This is a genomic window from Serratia sp. AS12 (genome assembly GCF_000214195.1).
Classification (GTDB): Bacteria; Pseudomonadota; Gammaproteobacteria; order Enterobacterales; family Enterobacteriaceae; genus Serratia; species Serratia plymuthica.
Window position 1 is genome coordinate 4,687,420 of the sequence record NC_015566.1, and the last position, 23,130, is coordinate 4,710,549.

Consider the following 23,130-nt stretch of genomic DNA (forward strand, 5'->3'; position numbering starts at 1 on the left):
GTCCTTATTGAATGTCCGACGGCTCGACGGCTAACGGGTGGTTCGCCCACCATTGCTGCGCTTGCTGGTGGCTGACCTGAGCGCCTTTAAAGTTCACGACGCGTTTGCCGCGCTGCGCGCCCCGGTGGTACAGCGCCCGTACGCAGAACTGCGGGAAAATATCCCGGGCGATCAGATTGCGCATTTCCCGCGTGTGGCCGAACGGGGCGATCCAATCGCAGAACCACAGACGATCGCCGCTGTTCCAGTCATTTTCCTGCATGTTTATCGCCGGTTGCGTCAAATAGCGCGCCTCGGCTTCTTGATTCATCCAGGCCCAACTGAGGAAAAACACCGGCTGATTTTGGTGTGACGCCAGCACATATTGCTGCCGCTTGATGATCGGCAACAGCAGCGTCGGCAGGGTGTGCAACGGCGCATCGCGGTGCATCGGCGAATGCATCCACAACCATACCGCCGCGCCAAAGGCTTCCGCCTCACTGTCATCGCCGCCGAGGATCAGCGGCGCTCGAATATCGTAGTCACCTATGCGCATCGTCGTTCCCTCAGTAGTTCCAGCTCAGGTTAAAGCCCAGCGTCACCGGGCTGGTGCTGAAGCCGTCCGGTTTGGAGAACGGCACGCCGGCGAACAGGTCGTAACCCACCTTGAAGGCGTAACCGCGCAGGCCGACCACCCCACCCGCCAGGTGTTGCCCGACCAGGTAATCGGTGCCGTAACCGCCCACTTCGCCATAGTCAGCCCCCAGGTACAGTTCTTGCCCCGGCAGCGGCGTGCGCCAGGCCAGATCGTTGCGCACGAACCAGCCGTGATTGGCGTTCAGGGTGCGTTCGCCGTCAAAGCCGCGTACCGTCCAGCGGTTGCCGATAGCAAACTGATCCTGCGGCGTCAGCGGGGTATCGCTGATCTGGCGCTGGTACTGCACGTTGTATCTGAAGTTCTGGCTGAACAGGCTGAACGGCACGTCAAGCTGGGCGTTGAGCTGCACGATTTTGCTGAGCGCCGTGGCCTCGCCAAAGGTCTCTTCCGGCGCAGGCAATGCGCCGAACCAGCGAGTGCCGCGCTGATAGCTGACGCCGGCATCCAGCGTGGCCTGCTGGATGTAATGGCGGTGCTGCAAGCCCAGCCGCCAGCCGGAGGTGCGGCGGCGCTGCACTTCCACTTCGGTATCGTTGATGTAGTTGCTGGATTCGCGCGCCAACACGTCATAGGTCAGCGTGGTTTTCTGGCTGCCGTTACGGTGCAGCACCCGGCTGAGCTGGAAATCCAGGTTCTTGCTCTTGCCGCTGTAGCGGTAATCCTGATTCTGCCCGGCGATGGTCTGGTGATAGTCATAACTGTTGGCGGTCACCCCGGCCATCCAGTAGCCGAACGGTACCGAATAATGGCCGGTGATGTTTTTGGTGCCTCTGCCGCCCTGGTTTTGCAGGTCAGTGGTGCCGGAGATGTAGAACAGATCGCTGAGCGAGAACGGGTTATCCAAAGATAGCGTCAGGCCGCCCTGATAGCGACCGGTGCTCTTGGTGCCGGAGTCATCCAGCGAGGCGCCAACGCGCCACATGCGTTCTTGCTTCCAGCTCAGGGCGATATCGCTTTCGCCGGGCTGCTCGCCGGGGATGATTTCCATGTTGGCCTGCACCGTCGGCAGGCGCTGCAGGTTTTCCAGCCCCTGCTCGATATCACGCAAGTCCAGCAAGTTGCCGGCATGAGCCGGGAAGCTGCTGTAGGGTTGAATGTAGCGGCCGCTGTCCGGCGTCAGTTTCACCTGGCGCACATAGCCGGGCACTACCACCAGCCGCAGCTTGCCGCTTTTCAGATCCTGCGTCGGCGCCAGCACGCGCGTGGTGATATAGCCGCTATCCACCAGTCGGTTCTGCAGGGTGCTCATCAACAGGTTGATGCCCTGCCCGCCCAGGCACTGGCCCTGCGCCTGGGTGGCAATGCGCTGCAACGGCAGCCAATGCGGGAGTTTGTCCTGGCCGGTCAGAACGACCTGTTCGATAGGGAAGCAGGGTTTTTCCTGCGGGAACGCAATGCGGCCAAAACCGGACGAAGGCGGCGACAGCCGCACATCCGGCGTCGGGGGGGTTAGCTGCTGTTCCAGCGCTTTTTGCCTCTGCTGCTGTATGATCAGCTGATCGCCATTTGGCGCTGCCGCCAGAACCGGTTGATTGAATATAAACAGCGGCAAGACAACAGAGCCAAATGGAATACACCCCTTGCGCACAGCAAGGCTGAGCGAAGAATAAGCAGAGACGCGCATGACGTTTTCCCTGTCGAAGGACAAATAAAAGATAAGAATTGTAAGTAAACGCGAACATTATGCGCGTGAATAGCTCGGGATCAACTCTATTTTTGCCAATAATGAGCGCCGGATAACAAATACGCGGTATGAATAATCCAAGAGGTTAGCACCCTCACGCCAAATATTAATACAACCAGCTGTTTATATTAAATAAATAATAAAAAAAACAAAAATACCCACTAAAAATAATTAGGAATAATTGCATGCCAACAATGCAATTATTCATCATGACTAATCATTGCCAGATAACACCATAAATTTAAGACATTTCCTATTTCAAGCGCATTTTTTCGCGAATTAATCACCGCGATGAATGATATTATTATTAAGCCACCTTCTACCTTTTGATTATATTCATCCTATTTCGAGCTGCAGCGTTGCTGGCCGTAATTTAAGGTTCCCAGGGCAGCGTTATCAACCTGCCCCCCCTTATTCCAGAAGACGGTAACTGGCTCTCTATCCTTTCTTCCAGCGCCCGGATTTAGGGCCTTTGCGGATTCTTTCATTGCATTGCTAAACCGGTTCTTCTATTTTAGCTCGCCATCTGACACAGGTTAAAACAGAGGTTGATCATGGGAAATCGCGTATGGGTGCTGGGTGACGCTGTAGTCGATCTGGTTCCTGAAAATTCAAACAGTTATCTCAAATGCCCCGGCGGCGCGCCTGCCAATGTAGCGGTCGGCATCGCCCGTCTGGGCGGCGATAGCGCCTTTATCGGCCGGGTCGGCAAAGACGGTTTCGGCGCATTCTTGCAGCAGGTGCTGAGCGAAGAGCAGGTAGATATCCGCCACATGACTCAGGATGACAAGCATCACACCTCCACCGTGGTGGTGGATCTCGATCTGCTCGGCGAACGCACTTTCACTTTCATGGTCACCCCCAGCGCCGATCTGTTCCTGCAACCTGAAGATCTGCCTGAGTTCAAAGCGGATGAGTGGCTGCACGTTTGCTCTATCGCCCTGTCGCAAGAGCCCAGCCGCAGCACCACCTTTACCGCGATGGAGAACATCAGGGCGGCCGGTGGCTGGGTGAGTTTTGATCCTAATATTCGTGAAGATGTCTGGCGCCAACCGGAAGCGCTGCGCCCCTGCCTGCAAAAGGCGCTGCTGCTGGCGCACGTGGTCAAAATCTCACAGGAAGAATTGAGTTTTATCAGCAATATCGGTGAGCTGGAAAGCGCCATCGACTGGATGATGCAGCGTTATCCGCTGCGTTTGCTGCTGGTGACGCTGGGCGGCGATGGCGTATGCGTGCATGACGGCAAGCAGATCCGCCATTTCCGCGCCCCCTTGATCGTCCCGATCGACACCACGGGCGCGGGCGACGCTTTTGTCTCCGGTCTGCTGGCTGCGCTGGCGCAACTCGGCGCTCTGCCACAGGATGAACAGTGGCCAGAGGTGATCGCCCAGGCCCAAGCCTGCGGTGCCTTGGCTACCACCGCCAAAGGCGCCATGACCGCTCTGCCTACCTCAGAACAGTTAAAAGATTTCCTCCAGCGCTAAACCCATAACGGTGGGCCAGGCTCACCGTTTTCCACTGCTGGGCCGAATTTGCGCACTCGATCACAATAGCTGAATCGGGTTAGCAAACTTGATTGCCAGCCGCCGTTCAACTCTTTATCTTTCATCTTGAAAAACCGGTTTAGCAATTTAGCAAAAAACAATAACAACTTTACCCGGATGATAGAGAACCATGAAAAAACTTAGCTATTTGGCTGTAACTACAGGGCTCCTCATTTCCACCTCTGCAGCGGCGGCTGGCGCCGACAGCAGTATCGAAGCACGCCTGAATGCGATGGAACAACGGCTGCAACAGGCTGAACAACGTGCCACCCAGGCCGAAACACGCGCCACGGCGGCAGAACGTCACGCACAACAGTTGGAACAACGCACCGCCAACACCGAGCGGCAAACCGTACAGGTTGCGCAGCGTACCGCGACGCTGGAAACCAAGGCTGCGCCGGCTTCCAGCCTGAAGTTGAACGGTTTTAACGATCTGAAACTGTATGGCGACGTCGAGTTCAACCTCGACGGTGCCAGCCGCAGCGGCCAGCTCACCTCTTTGAAAACCAGCAACAACAAGGACTGGAAACCGGGCAACAAAGAGCGTTGGGATATCAATGGCCGTATTCTGGTCGGCGTGGACGGTTACCGTCGTAACCAGGACGGCAACTTCTCCGGTTTCAGCGTACAACCGCTGGCCGACATGACCGGTAAAATGAACCTTGATGATGCCGCCTTCTTCTTCGGCAACGAAAAGAACTGGCAGACCAAAATCGGGCGCTTTGAAGCCTACGACATGTTCCCGCTCAATCAAGACACCTTCATCCAGTATTCCGGCAATACCGCCAACGATCTGTATGCCGATGGCTTCGGCTATATCTACATGATGAAAGAAGGCCGCGGCCGCAGCAGCAGCGGCGGCAACCTGATGCTGAGCAAATACGCCGGCGACTTCTACTTCGAGCTCAATACGCTGGTGGAAGACGGTTCCTCACTGTTCCAGGACAGGGCCTACCACGGCAACAGCCTGGATAATAAGAAAAACGTGGCCTATCTGCGGCCGGTGCTCGCCTGGAAGAAAGACCAGTTCAGCGCGGCGGTGGCGATGGAAAGCAACGTGGTCAACAATGCCTATGGGTATCAGGACAATCAGGGAAAATTCGTCGACCAGTCCAAACGTAACGGCTATGGCATGACCATGACCTGGAACAACACCGCCGCCAATCCGGACAACGGTGTGGTCGCCAACCTGAGTACCGCCTATCTGGACGCGTCGGGCGAAAAAGACTTAACCGCCGGCATCAACGTGCTGTGGCGTCGTTTCGAAGTGGGATATATCTACGCCCACAACGACATCAAAGAGTTTAATACTGCCGGAATGGCGGCCGACATCAATAACCCGCTCAGTGAACCGGGCAAGTATGACATTCACACCATCCATACTTCGTATCAGATACCTAATATCATGAATATGAAGAACTTCAACTTGTACCTCGGGGCCTACGTCTCGATGCTTGAAGCCAATGCCGATAACAAAATAGCCAACGCCAATAACGATCAGCGCTACGGTGTGCGCGCCAGATTCAAGTACTTCTTCTGACGCAGGCTGGTGACTAATTTCCGCCGCGGAAAGCCGCGGCGGTGTTTTGATTTATTAAGGGAGAAAACATGGACATTACCGCAACCGCTAACGCGCTCTTGCCGCTGCTTGGCGGCAAAGAGAACATTGCCAGCGCCGCCCACTGCGCCACCCGTCTGCGGCTGGTGCTGGTGGATGACAGCAAGGTGGATAAAGCTGCAATCGGCAAACTTGACGGGGTGAAGGGCTGCTTCAGCAACGCCGGGCAGATCCAGGTGATTTTCGGCACCGGGCTGGTCAACAAGGTGCATGCGGAATTTATCAAGGCGGCGGGCGTCAGCGAATCCAGCAAGTCTGAAGCCGCCGACATCGCGGCGAAAAAACTCAACCCGCTGCAACGTATCGCCCGCCTGCTGTCGAACATCTTTGTGCCGATCATTCCGGCTATCGTCGCCTCCGGCCTGCTGATGGGCCTGCTCGGCATGGTGAAAACCTACGGCTGGGCCGACGCGAACAGCGCGCTGTTCGTGATGCTGGACATGTTCAGCTCGGCGGCGTTTATCATCTTGCCTATCCTGATCGGCTTCACTGCCGCGCGCGAATTCGGCGGCAACCCTTATCTGGGCGCCACGCTGGGCGGCATCCTGACCCACCCGGCGCTGACCAACGCCTGGGGCGTCGCGGGCGGTTTCCACACCATGAATTTCTTCGGACTCGATATCGCCATGATCGGCTATCAGGGTACGGTGTTCCCGGTGCTGCTGACGGTGTGGTTTATGAGCGTGCTGGAAAAACAGCTGCGCAGAGTGATCCCCAACGCGCTGGACCTGATCCTGACGCCATTCCTGACGGTGGTGATCTCCGGCTTCGTCGCCATGCTGTTTATCGGCCCCGCCGGTCGCGCACTGGGTGACGGCATCTCCTTCGTGCTCAGCACGCTGATTGCCCACGCCGGTTGGTTCGCCGGATTCCTGTTCGGCGGCCTGTATTCCGCCATCGTCATCACCGGCATTCACCACAGCTTCCACGCCGTCGAGGCCGGGCTGCTCGGCAACCCGAAAATCGGCGTTAACTTCCTGCTGCCGATCTGGTCGATGGCCAATATCGCCCAGGGCGGCGCTTGCCTGGCGGTGTATTTCAAAACCCGCGACGCCAAGATTAAAGCCATTGCGGTGCCTTCAGCCTTTTCCGCCATGCTCGGCATTACCGAGGCGGCGCTGTTCGGTATCAACCTGCGCTTTGTGAAACCCTTCCTGGCTGCGCTGGTGGGTGGCGCGCTCGGCGGTGCCTGGGTGGTGGCCAATCACGTCGGCATGAACGCCGTCGGGCTGACGGCGATACCGGGGCTGGCGATCGTGCAGGCCAGCTCGCTGCTGAGCTATATCATTGGTCTGGTTATCGCCTTCGGCAGCGCCTTTACGCTCTCGCTGCTGCTGAAATACAAAACGGACAGTGAATGATGGAAGAACTGAATTTGATGAAACAGGCCGTTCAGGCGCTGATGACGGGTATGCCGCTGGCGCTGCGCGATCCTCATCGCCCGGCATGGCATCTGGCCCCCAGCGTCGGCCTGCTGAACGACCCCAACGGGTTTATTCAGCATAAGGGGGTTTATCATCTGTTCTATCAGTGGAACCCGCTGGGCTGCGATCACCGCAACAAATGCTGGGGCCATTGGCAATCGACGGATCTGCTCAACTGGCAGCATCAGCCGGTGGCGCTGGTGCCCGGCGCTTGTTACGACAGCCACGGCTGTTACTCAGGCTCGGCGGTGGTGGCAGACGGCAAAATCATGCTGGCGTATACCGGCAACGTAAAATACCCCGACGGTTCTCGCACCGCGTACCAGTGCCTGGCGCTGGAAAATGCGCAGGGCGGGTATGACAAGCTCGGCCCGGTGCTGCCGCTGCCGGAAGGCTACAGCGGCCACGTGCGCGATCCCAAGGTTTGGCGCCACCAAGACAGCTGGTACATGGTGCTCGGCGCCCGTGACCTGCAGGATCGCGGCAAGGTGCTGTTGCTGCGCTCCGCCGATCTGCGCAGTTGGCAGCTGTTGGGGGAAATTGCCGGCACACAGCTGAACGGCATGGGCGATTTCGGCTATATGTGGGAATGCCCGGACCTGTTCACGCTGGCGGGTGCCGAGGTGTTGATTTGTTGCCCGCAGGGGCTGGCGGCGCAGGATGAACGTTATCTCAACGTTTACCAGGCGGGCTATCTGACCGGCAAGCTGGATTATCGACAGGCGGCCTTTGAACATGGCGAATTCCACGAGCTGGACGCCGGGTTCGAATTCTATGCGCCGCAAACCACGCTGGCCGAAGACGGCCGCCGCCTGCTGGTCGGCTGGATGGGCGTACCGGAGCAGGACGAAGCCTGTCACCCGACGTTGCAATACGGCTGGATCCATACCATGACCTGCCCGCGCGAACTTTCTTTGCAGAACGGCAAGCTTTACCAGCAGCCGGCGCGCGAGCTGCAACGGCTGCGCGGCGAGGGCAGCCAATGGCAGGGAATGGCGGGTAACGCCCCTGTCTGGCCGGTCGACAGTGCCGAAGTGTTGTTGACGCCCAACGGCGCATTCAGCGCCGACTTTGGCGATGCGATGACGCTGAGCTGGGACGGCGCCTTGCTGCGTCTGACGCGCAACAACCTGCGCAACGGGCAGCCTGAACACCGTTACTGGCGCGGTGAGGTCACCCATCTGCAAATGCTGTTCGACAGCTCCAGCGTGGAGATTTTTATCAACCACGGCGAAGGGGTCATGAGCTCACGCTACTTCCCTGGCCCGCAACCGTTGCTGCGTTTGAGCGGTGAGACGCAGCTTGCACTGGAGCACTGGCCGCTGACGCCATGCATGCTAGAATGACGCATCTCCCGTTGAACTCAGATGCCGCCAGTGAAAAAAAACAAACGCATAACCATCAGTGATATTGCCGCGCTGGCCGGCGTGTCGAAATCGACCGCCAGCCTGGTGCTTAACGGACGCAGCAAAGAATATCGGGTGTCCGACGACACCCGTGACCGTATTCTGGCGCTGGCCGGCGAGCACCACTATCAGCCTAGCTTCCACGCACGTTCGCTGCGATCCTCCCGCAGCCATACCCTGGGGCTGGTCGTGCCGGAGATGACCAACTACGGTTTTGCCGTGATTTCACGCGAGCTGGAAACCCTCTGCCGCGAGGCGGGTTTGCAGTTGCTTATCGCCTGCTCCGATGAAAACCCGGCGCAGGAAATGATGGCGGTGAACAGCCTGGTGCAACGTCAGGTCGACGGCTTGATTGTTGCCTCCAGCCAGCTCAGCGATGTGGAATACCAAAAGATTAACGCCGGCCTGCCGGTGGTGCAGATGGACCGCCTGATCACCGGCTCCGCGCTGCCGCTGGTGATGACAGACTCACTGACCTCGACCGCCACGCTGGTGGAAAACGTCGCACGCCAGCATCCTGACGAATTTTATTTCCTCGGTGGCCAGCCGCGCATCTCGCCAACGCGCGATCGCTTGGCCGGTTTTCAGCTCGGTCTTGAACGCGCCGGGGTAACCTGTAAACCGGAATGGATCATCAACGGCAATTACCACCCCAGCTCCGGCTACGAGATGTTCGCTCAGCTTTGCGCGCAGCTTGGCCGGCCGCCGAAAGCGCTGTTTACCGCCGCCTGCGGCCTGCTGGAAGGGGTGCTGCGCTACCTGAATCAGCACCAGTTGATGGAAAGCGACCTGCACCTTTGCAGCTTCGACGACCACTACCTGTTCGATGGCCTGACGCTGAAAATCGACACCGTAGCCCAGGATTGCCGCGCCCTGGCCCAGCACAGTTTCAACATGGTCAGCCAGCTTATCGACGAGCAGCCGTTGGCGCAGAATGCGTTATATCTGCCGGGCAGCATCCACTGGCGCCACCCCGCTTCGAAGGCGCTGCTCGGCCAGCCCTAAATTCAGGTTTTTTCCCCGATTAAGGAGCCCATCATGAGTCGCGAGATTAACAAAGATACCCAATTGTGCATGTCGCTGGCCGGCCGCCCTGGCAACTTCGGCACCCGCTTCCATAACTATCTGTACCAGGAACTGGATCTGAACTTTATCTATAAGGCATTCACCACCCAGGATATTCAGGCGGCGGTGGGCGGCGTGCGCGCTCTGGGTATTCGCGGTTGCGCGGTCTCCATGCCGTTCAAAGAGAGCTGCATTCCCTTCCTTGATGAGCTGGATGCTTCTGCCACGGCGATTGAATCAGTCAATACCATCGTCAATGACGACGGCTTTCTGCGGGCCTATAACACCGACTATATCGCCATCGCCAAACTGCTGGCGCAGCATCAGATCCCGGTAGAAACCACTTTCGCCCTGCGCGGCAGCGGCGGTATGGCAAAGGCGGTGACTGCCGCCCTGCGCGACGCCGGTTTCAAACGCGGTCACATCATCGCCCGCAACGCGGCGGCAGGCCAGGCGCTGGCTAGCGCTTACGGTTATCAGTGGCTGGCGGAAGTCGGAGAGTTAACCGTGGATATGCTGATCAACGTGACCCCCATCGGTATGGCCGGCGGCGCAGAGGCGGAACAACTGGCCTTTACCCCGGCAACCCTCGAAGCGGCGAAAATCGTTTTCGACGTGGTGGCGCTGCCGGCGGAAACCCCGCTGATTCGCAACGCGCGCGCGCAAGGTAAACGGGTGGTCACCGGTGCGGAAGTGATTGCATTGCAGGCGCTGGAGCAGTTTGTGCTTTATACCGGCGTGCGCCCTACCGATGAGCAGATCGCCCGCGCCGCGGCGCATGCTCGCGGCTGAATTCTATCAAAGCATTGAAATAGAAAAAGGGCGCCTCGGCGCCCTTCTCATCGTTAGCGATATCCGGCCCGCTACTTCGCGGCGCCTTCCATCCCCACCAGCCCCACTTTCAGGTAGCCGGCTTTACGCAACGTATCCATCACGCTCATCAGCGTTTCGTAGTCCACGGTCTTGTCCGCCTGGAAGAAGATGGTGGTCTCTTTGTTCGCCTGAGTGCGCTGATCCAGCACCGCCGTCAGTTGATCGGCGCTGACCGCTTGCTCACCCACGTACAGTTGCTTATCCGCTTTCACCGACAGGAACACCGGTTTTTCCGGGCGCGGCTGCGGTTTGGCTGAAGAAGCGGGGAGATCGACGCGGATATCTACCGTTGCCAGCGGCGCGGCCACCATAAAGATGATCAACAGCACCAGCATGACGTCGATAAACGGCGTCACGTTGATTTCATGCAGTTCGCCGCTGTCGTCCAGATCTTCATTTAAGCGCATCGCCATAACTCACCCCACCCGCAGTTGGTGTGAATGCTGTGAGCGTTTGGCCTCTGCCGTCGCGGCCAGATCCAGATCGCGGCTCGACAGCAGCAATACCTGCGCCGCCACATCACCAACCTGGGCACGATGGCCGCTGATGACGCGGGCAAAGACGTTATAAATCACCACCGCAGGGATCGCGGCGACCAACCCCAACGCGGTCGCCAGCAGCGCTTCCGCAATGCCGGGCGCGACGACGGCCAGGTTGGTGGTTTGCGAGTGGGCAATGCCGATAAAGCTGTTCATGATACCCCAAACGGTACCGAACAGACCGACGAACGGCGAGATAGCGCCAATGGTCGCCAGGAAGCCGTTGCCACGGCCCATATTGCGGCTGTAGCCCGCTACGCGGCGCTCAAGGCGGAAACCGGTACGTTCTTTGATGCCGTTGTTGTCGTTGGACTCCGCCGACAGTTCCAGCTCGTTTTGCGCATCGTTCAGCAACACCGCGCTGATGCTTTCTTCGGAGAAACCCTGCGCCAGTTCGCTGGCTTCATCCAGCGTACGCACATTGGCCAGCGCCAGTTGCTCGCGGCGCAAACGGCGCTTGGCGCGGAACAACTCGCTGCCTTTGGAGAACAGAATGGTCCAGGTGACGATAGACGCCAGCACCAGGCCGATCATCACTATCTTCACGACGATGTCCGCGTGCTGGTACATGCCCCAAACGGACAGATCCATGCCGCGCGTTTCCGGTGGCTGAAGGGTCGGCGCCGGATTGAGCGGGGTCAGGCTTTCAGGCGCTGAAGCGGAAGGCGCGGCGACCGGAGCAACGCTCTCGGTCACGGCGGGGTTTGCCGCCGGTGCAGCCTGTGCGCTGCCGGCCAGCCCAACCACCAATACCATTGAAGCGATCAGACCACGGCCTAACGCCTTGCCCCATTGCGCCCGGTCTTGGCCGAACGCTCCTTGATTTAAATGCTTGCCAGCCGTTTTCACGCTGTGCCTCCACCCGTTACCGATCAAAATTGAGGAATAATTCAGCGTGTGATCATATCAAACCAATCAGGGATTGATAGTAGTTCTCATTATTATTTACCAATTGACATCCTCCCCGCCCTGAAGGACGGGGTTTTACGGCGCACCTGATAATCGGCAATATTTAAGATCTCGCGGCGTCGGAGCCGCAACATTCACCCATTCGCTGCCGGTCAGGCCCTTGACTCCCCTTTTAACGGGTTTTTCGTTACTTTTCGCCCACAGAGATGCAACAAACGCGCGCCGACAGCATTTTTGCCTGTGGGCTGTCCGTTTGCCGATATGCGAGCGAGTTAAACGCCGTCACGCAGAATGATGGCGTGCCAGAACGCGCTCCGGCAGAGGATTATGGCCGTTTCTATATCTGGAAGTTAAAACGTCTGGATGGCTATTATATGTCATGTTAACCTAAGGGCTATCGCAAAAACGCCAGTGAAAAGCCAGTAAAAGTGAGCCCATTCCTATGACGTCAAAAAATATCGAAACCACGCTGATCGCCGCCGGGCGCAGCAAACGCTATACCCAGGGCTCCGTCAATCCCGTCACCCAGCGCGCTTCCTCACTGGTATTTGACTCCGTTGCGGCCAAGAAACACGCCACCGCCCAACGTGCCCACGGCGAACTGTTTTATGGCCGCCGCGGCACCCTGACCCACTTCGCGTTTCAGGATGCGATGGTCGAGCTGGAAGGTGGTGCGGGCTGCGTGCTTTATCCGTGCGGCGCGGCGGCGGTATCCAACGCCATTTTATCCTTTGTCGGCGCCGGCGATCACGTGCTGATGACCGGTTCGGTCTATGAGCCGACACAGGATTTTTGCAGCCATATTCTTAGCCGCATGAACGTGACGACCACCTATTTCGACCCGCTGATCGGCGCCGATATCGCCGGGCTGATTCAGCCCAATACCCGCGTGGTGTTTCTTGAATCCCCCGGTTCCATCACCATGGAAATTCAGGATATCCCGGCGATGGTGCAGGCCATCCGCGCCGTAGCGCCGGAAATAGTGATCATGATCGACAACACCTGGGCGGCCGGCGTGCTGTTCAAGGCGCTGGATTTTGATATCGATATTTCGATTCAGGCCGGCACCAAATACATTATCGGGCACTCCGATTACATGCTCGGTACCGCCGTGGCCAACGAACGCTGTTGGGATCAACTGCGCGAATATTCTTACCTGATGGGCCAGATGGTGGACGCCGATACCGCCTATATGGCAAGCCGCGGCTTGCGCACGCTGGGCATACGCCTGAAGCAGCACGAGCGGAGCAGTATCGAAGTCGCCAACTGGCTGGCAGAACGGCCGGAGGTGGCGGTAATCAATCACCCCGCACTGCCCGGCTGCAAAGGCCATGAGTTCTACCGCCGCGATTTCAGCGGCTGCAACGGCCTGTTCTCTTTCGTGCTGAAACAACGGCTCAGCGACAAGCAACTGGCCGACTATCTGGATAACTTCAGCCATTTCAGCATGGCCTATTCCTGGGGAGGCTACGAGTCGCTGATCCTGGCCAACCAACCGGAAGAGCTGGAGGCGATCCGTCCGGCGGGCGGCGTTGATTTTTCCGGTACGCTGGTGCGCCTCCATATCGGCCTGGAGAACGTGCAGGATCTGATCGCCGACCTAGCAAAAGGGTTCGAGCGTATCGCCAACGCACGCTGATCCGCAGCCCGTTGCGCTGCCAATTTTATTCTGCTTCGTTTAATGTGTGCTTAAGCTATTAGCAGTACACTAAGCGGGTAATGGTCAGATACGGTCAACACCGCCTCCTGGAGAAGGGGGCCCCGGGCGCAACCGGCATGCAACAGGACTTAAAATGGATGTATTACGAGAGATTGTTCATGCGCTTTGGCAGCAGGACTTCATTGCCCTTGCCGATCCAAGCGTAATTTGGGTGGTTTATGCCGTACTTTTCACCACTTTGTTCCTTGAAAATGGATTACTGCCAGCCTCCTTCCTGCCCGGCGACAGCCTGCTGCTGTTATCCGGTGCATTGATCGCCAAAGGCGTGATGGCTTTTATCCCCACGCTGATTATTCTGACCCTCGCCGCCAGCCTCGGCTGCTGGCTCAGCTACTTGCAGGGCCGCTGGTTGGGGCATACCAGCCTGGTGAAAGGCTGGCTGCTGCAACTGCCCGCCCAGTATCACCAACGTGCGCACAACCTGTTTAGCCGTCACGGCCTGATGGCCCTGATGATCGGCCGCTTCCTCGGCTTCGTTCGCACCCTGTTGCCAACCATAGCCGGCATCTCTGGGCTGAACAGCGCGCGTTTTCATCTGTTTAACTGGTTAAGCGCGGCAGTTTGGGTCGGCACTCTGGTCAGCCTCGGCTACGCTTTCAGCCAGATCCCACTGGTGAAACGCTACGAAAGCCAGGTGATGACCGGGCTGATGATCCTGCCGCTGCTGCTGCTGTTGGTGGGCTTACTGGGCGCCATGCTGGTTATCTGGCGCAAAAAACGCGCCTCCGCCTAACCGACAGGCTTCGCTTCAATCAACTCCATATTGGCGGGCAACTTGCTCGCCAACCGATCCACCGCCAGCCGCACCTTCAACGGCAAATGCGGCGTCTGCGGCCACACCGCATGAGCGTCGAAAAACAGCCCCGGCCGATCTCGCATTATCCGCACCAGTTCACCTTTAATCAGTTGCCCGCGCACCAGCCAACACGGCAGCCAGGCAATGCCGAACCCGGCAACAGCCGCATCCGCTATCGCCTGCAGGTCATCCATCTGCAGACGGGTACCCGGCATCATCTCCCGCGTCACGCCGTCCGCTTCGGGGATCAACCAGTTGCGCACCATGCCGGCACGCACATAAGCCACCGCGTCGTGGTGCGCCAGTTGTTCAATGTTCTGCGGTTCACCGCGGCGCTGCAAGTAAGCCGGCGCGGCGCAAAGCGCCATGCGATGGTTACCGAGTCGCCGTGCCACCAGTTCGCTGCTGTTGCCCAACTCACCGTTGCGGATTGCCAGATCAAAACCGTCCTCAATCAAATCCACGACGCGATCGTTAAATGACAGCTCCAGCTCCAACCCAGGGTGTTCGCGCGCCAGTTCGGTCAGCAGCGGCGCGATGCAGATGCGGCCAAACAGCACCGGCATAGTTACCCTTAGCTTGCCGCTGACCTCTCGTTTGCCCGATTCCAGCAGCGTTTCCGCCGTGCGGATCTCCTCCAGCGCCCGCAGGCAGCGTTCGTAGAACAGCGCCCCGTCGTCGGTCAGGCTCAGGCTGCGAGTCGTGCGGTGGAACAGGCGCACGCCAAGCCGCTGTTCCAGTCTGGCGATGGTCTTCCCCACCGCCGAGCGCGAAAGATGCAGCCGGCTGGCAGCCAGCGCAAAGCTCCCCGCTCCCACGGCGGTGACAAATACCGAAATGCCGTTCAACCGATCGGTCATGGTTTGTATCTCTGAAGGAAACAATCAAAGGAAATCTTATCGCCACTGGCGAATATCAATCAACGATAATATTGACAGGTCTACTTATTACCGACTTTGGAGTGAATCATGACTGACACAATGCAACGCTGGACAATGGCCACCCTGGGGCGTGAACACCTGCAACTGACCGAAAGCGCCATCCCGCAGCCGGGGCCGCACGAGATCAGGGTGAAAGTGAAAGCGGTGGCGCTCAACTACCGCGACAAGATGGTGATTGAAACCGGTATGGGGATGACGTTGCCGCAGCCCTTTACCCCCGCCTCCGACATGGCCGGCGAAGTGGATGCCATCGGTGCCGACGTCAGCCGCTTCCAACCCGGCGATCGAGTGATCTCCACCTTCAGCCCAGGCTGGATCGACGGTCGACAGAAGCCGCACGGCGACGCGCGTACACCGCCCTACCGCGCCCTTGGCGGTTTCTATCAGGGTATGCTGGCGGAATACGTGGTGGTGCACGAAGACTGGCTGGCCGCAGCACCCTCCTCGCTGGACGACGTACAGGCCAGCACCCTGCCGTGCGCCGGGTTGACCGCCTGGTTCGCGCTGGTGGAACAAGGCCGCCTGCACGCCGGCGAATCGGTGTTGGTGCAAGGCACCGGCGGCGTGGCGCTGTTCGCGCTACAGATAGCCAAGGCACACGGCGCGGAGGTATACATCACCTCCGCCAGCGATGAAAAACTGGCGCGTGCCAAAGCGCTGGGTGCCGATCACGGCATTAACCGCCTGAACGGCGACTGGGTGGACGCCGTGTATGAACTGACGCAAGACCAGGGTATCGATCACGTGATTGACACCGTTGGCGGCCCCAACCTCGGCAATTCGGTCCGTGCCGTGGCGGTTCACGGGCGCATCTCGGTGATCGGCGCCCTCGAAGGCTTCGAAGTCTCTGCCCCTGCCGGCCCGCTGCTGATGAAATCGCCGGTGATTCAAGGGATTGGCGTCGGCCATCGCCGCGCGCTGGAAGATCTGGTGCGCGCCGTGGACACCCTCGGGCTGCAGCCGGTGATCGACCGGGTTTACCGCTTCGACCAACTGCCGCAGGCGCTCGATCATCTCGACCGCGGGGCCTTCGGCAAGATCGTGCTGATCCCTTGAGGCACTGCCCGGCGGCAGGCAGCCGACGTTAACCGAGTGGGCTGTCGCGCAGCCGGGCAATTTCATCGCTCGGCGTCACGCCAAAGAAGCGTTTGAATTCGCGGCTGAACTGCGAGGCGCTCTCGTAGCCGACGCGGATCGCCGCGGTGCTGGCCTTCAGGCCGTCGTGCACCATCAATAAACGCGCCTTGTGCAGCCGATACGATTTCACATACTGTAGCGGCGAGGTGTTGGTCACTGCCTTGAAGTTATGGTGAAACGCCGAGATGCTCATATTCACTTCGCCCGCCAGCTGCTCCACGTTGAGGCCTTCCGCATACTGATTCTCAATACGCCGCAGCGCCTTGGCGATCTGGCTAAAATGCGTATGGCGGTTGACCAACTCCTGCAACGATGCCCCACAGGAGCCGCGCAGCACGTGATAGAGGATTTCACGCACGATCTGCGGCCCCAGCACCCGGGCGTCCAGCGGTTTGGCCATCACGTCCAGCAGGCGCTCGGTGGCGCACAGCATCTCTTCCGACAGCGCGGCCAGATTCACCCCGCTGCTTTCCCGGCGCGGCTGCATCAGATAGTCGTCATCGCCGATATCGATCAGCAGGTCCTGCAGCATCTGGGTATCGATATTGACCGCCAACCCTACCAACGGCTGCTCCGGGCTGGCGAAGGTTTCGCACTCGAACGGCAGCGGCACCGACATCAGCAGATAGTTGCGCGGATCGTACTGGAACACCTTATTGCCGCAATAACCGACCTTGTGCCCCTGAAAAACGATCACCACCCCCGGTTCATACATCACCGGTTGACGCGGGCTGTAGCGATCAACGTACAGGATCTTGACCCGCGGCACCGGCGACGGCGTATAGCCGTTACCCTCGGCAAAGCGCGCGGCCTGGCGCGCCATGCGGCAGCGCAGCTCATCAATTTCCATCACTGAAATACCCTCTTACACTCAGAACAATTCGGCATAAATAATAGTGTAAAACTCTATTTTTCTACAACGCTTTGTAGGAATAGGCAAGACTTGCACAGGAATGTGCATTGTGCTGCGAGGCTAAGTTACTGACAATACGCATCAGATATTTTTGCGCCGCCGGCGCTTGCCTCATGCAGAAGAGAAATTACCCCATGCAAAACTTTATTCTCCATACCCCAACCAAAATCCTGTTCGGCCAGGATCAAATTGCCGGCCTGGCACAGCAGATCCCTGCGGACGCACGCATCCTGATCACCTACGGTGGCGGCAGCGTGAAGAAAAACGGTGTGCTGGATCAGGTTTATGCCGCACTGGCCGGCCGTAACGTGCTGGAGTTCTCCGGCATCGAGCCTAACCCAACCTACGAAACGCTGATGAAAGCGGTCGACGTCGTACGTGCGGAAAACATCGATTTCCTGCTGGCGGTCGGCGGCGGTTCCGTGGTTGACGGCACCAAGTTCATTGCCGCCGCAGCGCATTATCAGGCGGACAGCGATCCGTGGCACATCCTGAAAACCGTCGGCAGCCAGATCACCGGTGCGGTGCCTATGGGTTGCGTGCTGACGCTGCCGGCTACCGGTTCTGAATCCAACAGCGGTGCGGTGATCACCCGCAAAAGCAGCGGCGACAAGCAACACTTCTTCTCGCCGCACGTACAGCCGCTGTTCGCGGTGTTGGATCCGGTAGTGACCTACTCGCTGCCGCCGCGCCAGATCGCCAACGGCGTGGTAGATGCCTTTGTACACACCCTTGAGCAATACCTGACCTACCCGGTCAACGCCAAAGTGCAGGACCGTTTTGCCGAAGGCCTGCTGCTGACGCTGCTGGAAGACGGTCCGCGCGCGCTCGCCGAGCCGGAAAACTACGGAGTGCGCGCTAACGTGATGTGGAGCGCCACCATGGCGTTGAACGGCCTGATCGGCGCCGGTGTGCCGCAGGACTGGGCGACCCACATGCTGGGCCACGAGCTGACTGCAATGCACGATCTGGACCACGCACAGACGCTGGCGATCGTTCTGCCGGCCCTGTTGACCGAGAAAAAAGCGCAGAAGCGCGAAAAACTGCTGCAATACGCTGAACGCGTTTGGGGCCTGCGCGACGGCAGCGAAGACAGCCGTATCGATGGCGCCATCGCTGCCACCCGCGCTTTCTTCGAGCAAATGGGCGTACCGACCCGTATGGCGGATTACCAGCTCGACGGCAGCTCAATCCCGGCGCTGCTCGACAAGCTGCATCAGCACGGCATGACCGCACTGGGCGAACACCAGGACATCACCCTGGAAGTCAGCCAACGCATTTATGAAGCGGCGCGTTAATCGCAAACCGGCGATTTCCTGCTAGGCTTTAGTTTCTATTTACCGTTTCTGCACCCTGCGCCCGACCGATCACCGGGCGCAGTTCAGCGCTTTCTCTGCGCTGCCGATCGCATCGCATGACCTCGTCTCGTTAATCTAATGGGAGAAAAACATGACCTGTACCAGACCGTGCCGCAACCGCTGAAATTTGGTTAGCAAACTCAGCAACACCCCGGTTTGCCAACTAGAATTTATTTATAGCCGTTTTCCGGCGCATGCTGTGCCGGGCAATCAGTTCACAAGGAGACGCGCATGACAACGCAACAACCCATCATCAAACTCCACGATGGCAATCTGATGCCGCAGTTGGGTCTCGGCGTTTGGCAGGCGAGTATTTCAGAGACCACCAATGCAGTGACCAAAGCGCTGGAAATTGGTTATCGCTCGATTGATACCGCTGCGATCTACAAGAACGAGGAAGGGGTCGGCGCCGCGCTGCAATCTGCCTCGGTGCCGCGCGAGCAGCTGTTCATTACCACCAAACTGTGGAACGACGATCAGGGCGATCCGCAGGCCGCGCTGGAAACCAGCCTGGAAAAGCTCAAACTGGACTATGTCGATCTGTATCTGATCCACTGGCCAAAACCGCAGCAGGATCAGTACGTCGACGCCTGGCGCGGGCTGATCAAGCTGCGCGAGCAGGGGCTGATCAAGAGCATCGGCGTGTGCAACTTCCACATTCCGCACCTGCAGCGTCTGCTGGATGAAACCAGCATCGCACCGGTAATCAATCAGATCGAGCTGCACCCGCTGCTGCAACAGCGTCAGCTGCGCGCCTGGAATGCCACCCATCATATCGCCACCGAGTCCTGGAGCCCGCTGGCACAGGGTGGCGAAGGGGTATTTGACCAGCAGGTGATCAAACACCTGGCGGACAAATACGAGAAGACACCGGCGCAGATCGTGGTGCGCTGGCACCTGGACAGCGGCCTGATCGTGATCCCGAAATCGGTCACGCCGTCGCGCATCCGTGAAAACTTCGAGGTATTTGATTTTAAACTGGATAAAGACGAACTGAGCGAGATAGCCAAACTGGATATCGGCAATCGCCTGGGGCCGGATCCCGAGTCGCTGTAATGTTCCCGGCCCTCTCCCCAACGAGAGGGCCATTTTATTTCCCCGCTATAGCTGCTCGCCGTTGGTGGCGATCACCCGCTGATACCAGCCAAAGCTCTGCTTCTTCTTGCGCGCCAGATTGTCGTTATGATCGACATAGACGAAACCGTATTGCTTCTGATAGCCGTTGAGCCAGGAAAGCAGATCGATAAACGACCAGGGGTAATAGCCGCGCACGTCGGCACCCTGTTCGATCGCCGCGCCGATCGCCTGAATATGATCGCGCAGATAATCAATGCGCGGTTGATCGCGCACCTCGCCGTCGACAATCGGATCCTTGGCCCCCAGCCCGTTCTCGGTGATGTAGAGGGGAATATTGCCGTAGCGTTTGACGATGCGGCCAATGGCGTCGGTCAGCCCTTGCGGGTAAACCTCCCAATCCCAATCGGTGTAAACGCCGTTCGGGTTGCGTACCTGTTTAAAAAGCCCCTTAAAGCCCAGTTCGCGCCCACTGCCCTTCTGGCCGCTGGTGTTGATGGCATAGCCGTCCACGTCGTCGTTATGCGCCACCATCTCACGCTTGTAGTAATTCAGGCCGATAAAATCGACGATGTTCTGCTTCAGAAGCTCCTCATCACCCGGCGCGAAATACGGCACGCCAAACGCCTGCTGCGCCATCGCCAGCAGCTCTGCCGGGTATTCTCCCTTCAGCACCGGATCGTACAGCCAGTGGGTGAAGATCCCTTCGGCAATCTCGCAGGCGCGCCGATCCTGCGGCGAGTCGCTGATCGGATCGTTAGGTTGCAATACGTTGACGAAGCCGATCTGCCCGTCGATCCCCATTTCGCGGAAGCTTTTCACCGCCCGCGCATTGGCCAGAAACACGTGGTGGCAGGCCTGAATGCCCTTTTTCGGATCGGTCAGCCTGGGTGGATGTGCGCCGGTAATGTAGCCCATGCCGATAAACACAATGGTTTCGTTGAAGGTTGACCACAGCTCGACGCGATCGCCAAAGCGCTGATAGCACAGGCGGGCGTATTCATCGAAGGCGTCGACGATCTCACGCGATTCCCAGCCGCCGAACTGTTCCTGCAAAGCCTGCGGCAGATCCCAGTGATAAAGGGTGATCATAGGTTTGATATTGTGCTTCAGCAGTTCGTCGATAAGTTCGCTGTAGAAGCGGATCCCGGCCTCGTTCACCTCTCCCCGCCCCTGCGGCAGCAGCCGCGGCCAGGAGATCGAAAATCTATAGGTTTGCATGCCCAGCTCGGCCATCAGCGCCACGTCTTCCCGGAAGCGATGATAGTGATCGACCGCCACGTCGCCGTTGGTGCCCTGATAGGTAGTACCGGGCAGATGGGAAAACAGATCCCAGTTGGACAAGCCCTTGCCGTCGGCATCATGGCCGCCCTCAACCTGATAAGACGCGGTCGCCGCGCCCCAGAGGAAATCCTTTGGAAATACGCTCATGCGTTTTGCACTCCGTTCTGTTCCAGCAATCGATAAATTCTGACCAGCTCTTCCACCAGATCGCGCGCCAGCATGGCGTTCATGATGTGGTCCTGCGCGTGTACCATAATCAGGTTGACCGGCAGCTTGCCTTCCCCCTCGTCAAAGCCGATCAGCTCAGTCTGGGTCGCGTGGGCGCGCTTCGCCGCCAGCTGCGATTCCGCCAGCAGAATATCTACCTGATCCCACTGGTATTTACGTGCCGCATACAGCGCCTGCATGGCGCAGCTGCGCGCCTCGCCGGCATTGATGATCAGCTCCATTACCGCCGTTTCCATGTCGATCATTCGGTCACTCCTTGCGTTTGTTCAATCGGATCCGCGTCACTCACTTCCTGATCCAGCAGTTGCTGTTCATAGACTTTAAAAAACGGGTAGTAGATCAACGCCGATACCGCCGCCAGCACCATCACCAGCAGCGCTGCGCGGAAGTCCCAGCCGGTGGCCCAGGCTGCGCCAATCGGCGCCGGTGCGGTCCAGGGCACCACCGAGATCACCCGGCCGATCAGATCCAGCTTCACCGCCGCATAAGCGATGATCGAATTGACGATCGGCGCGGTGATAAACGGGATAAAGAAGGTGGGATTCATCACGATCGGCGTGCCGAAGATCACCGGTTCGTTGATGTTGAAACAGCTCGGCACCAGGCTCAGCTTGCCGATCGACCGCAGGTGTGCCGAACGGCTGCGCAGATAAAGCAGCACCAGCCCAAAGGTGGCTCCGGAGCCGCCAATCACGATAAAGAAGGTCCAGAAGGCTTCCATAAAAATGTGCGGCAGCGGTTGACCGGCCGCGAGCATATCCTGGTTAATGCCCAGATTGGTCAGCCAGAACGCCTGCAGCATGCCGGAGACAATCACCGCGCCGTGAATCCCGGCAAACCACAGCAGATGGCCGATCAATACCGCCAGCAGGATCGCCGGCAACGAGTCGGCGGCGGAAATCAGCGGCTGGAACAGCGCCATGATCGCCTGCGGCAACAGCAGGCCAAACTGGTGTTGCACCAGCAGGCTGAGCGGATACAGCGTAATCACCACCGCCAGGATCGGGATCAGCAGATCGAACGACTGCTTGATTTTGGCCGGCACCTGCTCCGGCAGCGAGATACCGATATTGCGCACTTTAAGGAAACGGATCAGCTCGGTGGTGTAGATCGCCACCAGAATGGCGGTGAAGATCCCCACGCCGCCCAACGCGGCGGTCGGCAACATCTTCTCGGTCTGCGGCGCAGCGACCAGTAAAAAAGACATCAGCGCCAGCATCGCCGCCATAAAGGGATCGAGCTTATAACTTTGCGCCAGATTGTAGGCGATGGCGGCGGTAATATAGATCGACATAATGCCCATCGTCATATTAAACGGGGTAAGAATGGCGACCTGATGTTTTTCCGCCGCACCCAGCCACCATTGGGCTATTCCCCAACTGCTGTCGGCGGCAAAAGGCGGATAGGCGAAGACCAGTAAAAATGAGCCGACGATCATGAACGGCATGGCGGAAATAAAACCGTCGCGGATCGCCATAATATGGCGCTGGGTCGATAATTTACCGGCAATCGGGCTGATGCGGTTTTCGATGAAATTGAATGCAGCCTGGCTGATACTCATGGTTCAACCCTCGGGACGTTTGGTGAGCAATGGGGTAAAAAGCGGCTCAATCCTGGCCGGAGAGCCAGGGATAACAGAGGTGGCACGGCCCTGGTTCTCTCGGTGTTATGCGATCATCGCCAAGGCTTCGGCCAGAATTTTATCGCCGCGCATCATGCCGTAATCCATGCTGTTAATAACCGCAATCGGCTTATTTTCCCGATCGGCGATCTTTTTAAAATCGGCCAGCTTATATTTGATTTGTGGCCCCAGCAGGCAGCATTGGTAATTAGCCAGCGTAGATTCGAATTCCTCTATACCTACGGCAATAATATCCACCTCAATTCCCTGCTGTTCGGCAGACTTTTTCATTTTACTCACCACCATGCTGGTCGACATGCCGGCAGCACAGCAAAGAAATATCTTTTTCATCCGATCTC

The 23,130-nt window shown here is 58.3% G+C and carries 21 protein-coding genes; 11 read left to right on the forward strand and 10 right to left on the reverse strand.

The window, feature by feature from the left end; genetic code table 11:
- Positions 1-4 precede the first annotated feature (4 nt).
- Together SERAS12_RS21690 and SERAS12_RS21695 are read right to left on the reverse strand one after the other, a co-directional pair.
- Positions 5-535 carry a toxin-activating lysine-acyltransferase gene (locus tag SERAS12_RS21690; RefSeq protein WP_013814587.1) on the reverse strand — a complete coding sequence of 177 codons (531 nt, stop codon included), beginning with the start codon at positions 533-535 and terminating at the stop codon, positions 5-7.
- A 10-nt stretch (positions 536-545) separates the two neighbouring features.
- The gene (locus SERAS12_RS21695; protein WP_013814588.1) at positions 546-2,261 is read right to left on the reverse strand and encodes a ShlB/FhaC/HecB family hemolysin secretion/activation protein; all 1,716 of its coding nucleotides are present in this window, start codon (positions 2,259-2,261) and stop codon (positions 546-548) included.
- 614 nt (positions 2,262-2,875) lie between these two features.
- Here SERAS12_RS21695 and SERAS12_RS21700 point away from each other — a divergent pair.
- The 6 genes from SERAS12_RS21700 (at position 2,876) to SERAS12_RS21725 (ending at position 10,170) form a co-directional block, all read left to right on the forward strand.
- Positions 2,876-3,805: an aminoimidazole riboside kinase gene (locus SERAS12_RS21700; RefSeq protein ID WP_013814589.1), complete on the forward strand. Its 930-nt coding sequence runs from the start codon at positions 2,876-2,878 to the stop codon at positions 3,803-3,805.
- Between the two features lie 190 nt (positions 3,806-3,995).
- A complete protein-coding gene (locus SERAS12_RS21705) occupies positions 3,996-5,405 on the forward strand; it encodes a carbohydrate porin (protein WP_013814590.1) in 1,410 nt (469 codons plus the stop codon).
- Between the two features lie 68 nt (positions 5,406-5,473).
- On the forward strand, positions 5,474-6,844 hold the full coding sequence (locus SERAS12_RS21710; protein ID WP_013814591.1) for a sucrose-specific PTS transporter subunit IIBC: 1,371 nt from the start codon (positions 5,474-5,476) through the stop codon (positions 6,842-6,844).
- Positions 6,844-8,253, forward strand: coding sequence for a sucrose-6-phosphate hydrolase (locus SERAS12_RS21715; RefSeq protein WP_013814592.1), 1,410 nt, complete (start codon positions 6,844-6,846; stop codon positions 8,251-8,253). The genes SERAS12_RS21710 and SERAS12_RS21715 overlap by 1 nt, the downstream gene beginning before the upstream one ends.
- Before the next feature lie 21 nt (positions 8,254-8,274).
- Positions 8,275-9,318, forward strand: a complete 1,044-nt coding sequence (locus SERAS12_RS21720; RefSeq protein ID WP_013814593.1) for a substrate-binding domain-containing protein — start codon at positions 8,275-8,277, stop codon at positions 9,316-9,318.
- Positions 9,319-9,351: 33 nt separating this feature from the next.
- Complete coding sequence (locus SERAS12_RS21725) at positions 9,352-10,170, forward strand: shikimate 5-dehydrogenase (protein WP_013814594.1); 819 nt, start codon at positions 9,352-9,354, stop codon at positions 10,168-10,170.
- A 71-nt stretch (positions 10,171-10,241) separates the two neighbouring features.
- Here the strand turns inward: SERAS12_RS21725 and exbD are convergent, their stop codons facing one another.
- Positions 10,242-10,664 (reverse strand): TonB system transport protein ExbD, encoded by a 423-nt coding sequence (gene exbD / locus SERAS12_RS21730; RefSeq protein WP_006328132.1) that lies wholly within the window; start codon positions 10,662-10,664, stop codon positions 10,242-10,244.
- A gap of 3 nt (positions 10,665-10,667) precedes the next feature.
- Positions 10,668-11,639 (reverse strand): tol-pal system-associated acyl-CoA thioesterase, encoded by a 972-nt coding sequence (gene exbB, locus SERAS12_RS21735; RefSeq protein ID WP_013814595.1) that lies wholly within the window; start codon positions 11,637-11,639, stop codon positions 10,668-10,670.
- Positions 11,640-12,141: 502 nt separating this feature from the next.
- Between exbB and metC the strand changes: the two genes are divergently transcribed.
- Both metC and SERAS12_RS21750 read left to right on the forward strand, forming a co-directional pair.
- The gene (metC, locus tag SERAS12_RS21745; protein ID WP_013814596.1) at positions 12,142-13,338 is read left to right on the forward strand and encodes a cystathionine beta-lyase; all 1,197 of its coding nucleotides are present in this window, start codon (positions 12,142-12,144) and stop codon (positions 13,336-13,338) included.
- A gap of 154 nt (positions 13,339-13,492) precedes the next feature.
- On the forward strand, positions 13,493-14,152 hold the full coding sequence (locus SERAS12_RS21750; RefSeq protein ID WP_013814597.1) for a DedA family protein: 660 nt from the start codon (positions 13,493-13,495) through the stop codon (positions 14,150-14,152).
- Here the strand turns inward: SERAS12_RS21750 and SERAS12_RS21755 are convergent.
- Positions 14,149-15,075 (reverse strand): LysR family transcriptional regulator, encoded by a 927-nt coding sequence (locus SERAS12_RS21755; RefSeq protein WP_013814598.1) that lies wholly within the window; start codon positions 15,073-15,075, stop codon positions 14,149-14,151. The two genes, SERAS12_RS21750 and SERAS12_RS21755, sit on opposite strands and share 4 nt — an antisense overlap.
- A 108-nt stretch (positions 15,076-15,183) precedes the next feature.
- Between SERAS12_RS21755 and SERAS12_RS21760 the strand changes: the two genes are divergently transcribed.
- Positions 15,184-16,212 carry an NAD(P)-dependent alcohol dehydrogenase gene (locus SERAS12_RS21760; protein WP_013814599.1) on the forward strand — a complete coding sequence of 343 codons (1,029 nt, stop codon included), beginning with the start codon at positions 15,184-15,186 and terminating at the stop codon, positions 16,210-16,212.
- 28 nt (positions 16,213-16,240) lie between these two features.
- Here SERAS12_RS21760 and SERAS12_RS21765 read toward each other — a convergent pair whose 3' ends face one another.
- The gene (locus SERAS12_RS21765; RefSeq protein WP_041416392.1) at positions 16,241-17,146 is read right to left on the reverse strand and encodes an AraC family transcriptional regulator; all 906 of its coding nucleotides are present in this window, start codon (positions 17,144-17,146) and stop codon (positions 16,241-16,243) included.
- A gap of 194 nt (positions 17,147-17,340) precedes the next feature.
- Between SERAS12_RS21765 and yqhD the strand changes: the two genes are divergently transcribed.
- Together yqhD and dkgA are read left to right on the forward strand one after the other, a co-directional pair.
- Positions 17,341-18,504 carry an alcohol dehydrogenase gene (gene yqhD, locus SERAS12_RS21770; protein ID WP_013814601.1) on the forward strand — a complete coding sequence of 388 codons (1,164 nt, stop codon included), beginning with the start codon at positions 17,341-17,343 and terminating at the stop codon, positions 18,502-18,504.
- 291 nt (positions 18,505-18,795) lie between these two features.
- On the forward strand, positions 18,796-19,620 hold the full coding sequence (dkgA, locus tag SERAS12_RS21775) for a 2,5-didehydrogluconate reductase DkgA (protein WP_013814602.1): 825 nt from the start codon (positions 18,796-18,798) through the stop codon (positions 19,618-19,620).
- 45 nt (positions 19,621-19,665) lie between these two features.
- Here dkgA and SERAS12_RS21780 read toward each other — a convergent pair whose 3' ends face one another.
- The 4 genes from SERAS12_RS21780 to SERAS12_RS21795 all read right to left on the reverse strand — a co-directional run bounded on the left by SERAS12_RS21780 (position 19,666) and on the right by SERAS12_RS21795 (position 23,122).
- On the reverse strand, positions 19,666-21,069 hold the full coding sequence (locus SERAS12_RS21780; protein ID WP_013814603.1) for a GH1 family beta-glucosidase: 1,404 nt from the start codon (positions 21,067-21,069) through the stop codon (positions 19,666-19,668).
- On the reverse strand, positions 21,066-21,395 hold the full coding sequence (locus SERAS12_RS21785) for a PTS lactose/cellobiose transporter subunit IIA (RefSeq protein ID WP_004948247.1): 330 nt from the start codon (positions 21,393-21,395) through the stop codon (positions 21,066-21,068). The genes SERAS12_RS21780 and SERAS12_RS21785 overlap by 4 nt, the downstream gene beginning before the upstream one ends.
- The gene (locus SERAS12_RS21790; RefSeq protein ID WP_013814604.1) at positions 21,392-22,711 is read right to left on the reverse strand and encodes a PTS cellobiose transporter subunit IIC; all 1,320 of its coding nucleotides are present in this window, start codon (positions 22,709-22,711) and stop codon (positions 21,392-21,394) included. The genes SERAS12_RS21785 and SERAS12_RS21790 overlap by 4 nt, the downstream gene beginning before the upstream one ends.
- 105 nt (positions 22,712-22,816) lie before the next feature.
- Positions 22,817-23,122 (reverse strand): PTS sugar transporter subunit IIB, encoded by a 306-nt coding sequence (locus SERAS12_RS21795; RefSeq protein ID WP_004948253.1) that lies wholly within the window; start codon positions 23,120-23,122, stop codon positions 22,817-22,819.
- Positions 23,123-23,130: the final 8 nt, after the last annotated feature.